This is a genomic window from Microcoleus sp. F4-D5 (assembly GCF_036704885.1).
In the GTDB taxonomy this organism is placed as follows: domain Bacteria; phylum Cyanobacteriota; class Cyanobacteriia; order Cyanobacteriales; family Microcoleaceae; genus Microcoleus.
This window is the reverse complement of record NZ_JAUBSX010000187.1, coordinates 1-1,692: the sequence shown is the minus strand read 5'-3', so window position 1 is coordinate 1,692 and position 1,692 is coordinate 1. Positions and strand designations below refer to the sequence as shown.

Annotated in this window: 1 protein-coding gene and 1 pseudogene; both read right to left on the bottom strand. The window is 41.0% G+C overall.

All coding sequences use genetic code 11. The annotated features are described in order from the left end of the window. Positions 1-163: 163 nt before the first annotated feature. Positions 164-1,057 carry a DMT family transporter gene (locus tag QUA80_RS33475; protein WP_333429198.1) on the bottom strand — a complete coding sequence of 298 codons (894 nt, stop codon included), beginning with the start codon at positions 1,055-1,057 and terminating at the stop codon, positions 164-166. An 81-nt stretch (positions 1,058-1,138) separates the two neighbouring features. After that, a pseudogene (locus QUA80_RS33470) lies at positions 1,139-1,692 on the bottom strand (hypothetical protein); the annotation flags it as partial.

The window sequence follows — 1,692 nt, the reverse complement described above, 5'->3', positions numbered from 1 at the left end:
TCACCCTTGTCTCGGGTGATTCACTTTTACCCCCTCAATCCGACTATGTGCCAGTTTGGGGTGCGGAATGTGGGTTGATAGTTGTGTACATCCAGCAATGACCGCTCCAACTCCTTGTTGTTCTGTTTGTAAGTGGCATTTTCAGCCTTTAACTTTACTCAGATTAAATTTCCGGCTTCTCCCTGATATCTAACTCAGGTTTCACTAAGGCTGGACCGACGATTATCAAAAATATTCCTACTAGCACCATAGCTGCACCAACAAAACTAAAGATGCCAAAAGTTTCTCCTAACAACCAAAATGCAAAAATTGCTCCGAAAACAGGCTCTAATGACAAAAGCACAGCTACTTCTTGAGCTGAAACCCAACGCTGTGCTGTCGTCATCAGTAAAGTCACAAGAGCGCTGCCTACTATACCAAGATAACTAAGCAATCCTAGATTCATTTCAATTGCTTCTACGTGTCCCAAAATCTCAGGAGCCGCCCATAGTAAGCTCAATGCAGCTACAACCAAGATTTGGATACCTGTAAGTGCCAAAGATGAGTGACGCTCGGCCATTTGTTCGCGTAGGAGAATATATGCTGAGTCAGCGATCGCAGAACCGAACAACCATAAACTACCGCTTAGGGGTTCCCCACCTTCCCAAGACATAATGCCAATCCCACTAAATGCCAATATTGCTGCCAACAACACCTCTATCTTAAAACTCTTACGAAACACGAGTTCAAATAGGGTGACAAAAACGACATTAAATCCAAAAATAAATGATGCCTGATGAGCTGAAATAGTTTCAAGCCCAATGGTAGAAAAGGCAAAAACTCCGAATAATAAAAGTCCAAGTATTGCCCCTTCTCTAACTAAACAAAGATTCAGTTTGCCAATAAATGGAAGAAAAATTATTGCAGCAATTGTAAAGCGCACAGCTAATTGAGTTTCAGGATTTAGGTTCACGAGAGCCTCTTTGATCGCTGAAGAAGTTGAACCCAGAATCATAGCAACAGCAATAACTACTAAAATACCTTTCGTGCGATCGCTAGTTTCTTTTATCAAAGCCATATTTATCAATATAATTGAAAAAATTAATCACAAGTACACAGTGAAAAATGAAGACGGTTTACTGCTTTTGCATTTGATTAATTAACATAAATTAGCAAGCTCGGAAAAACCGTATTCTTCCAGCTTACTATCTCGTTGAACATCGCAAGTCGTACAGTGAAATGACCCTCCAAAGCTATAAACGTGGCGAAAATCAACAGGAATGACTTTAAAACCTAAATCCTGCAAAAGTTTCTGAGTAGGTTCTTCTTGCCGTTCAACGATAACACGCTCTGTGTCTAACATCAGAAGATTCATACTCACCCACTTACTGGCAATGGGCAACTCCCAATAGTCAGGAGTTGTCGGTAAAGCAGTTTCAACTAAATCCCACCCTGCCTTCTTAAAAAGTTCTGGGTTGTAGGGCGGGCGGATAGGATTAATTAAGGCGATTCCAGGTTTCAGGGGAACCAGAGAAGCATCAATGTGCATCGGGTTAAAATCCTTGAACTTTATTGTGTGTACTCTGTATTCTTCCCCTAAATGGTTTCTCAGCCATGTAATTCCCATTTCATTAGTAACTGGACTTTGGACAAAGAGGGAAAGTGGTTCGCGATTTAATGACGCGAAGTAAAGTAGTGAGTTAAATACTATCG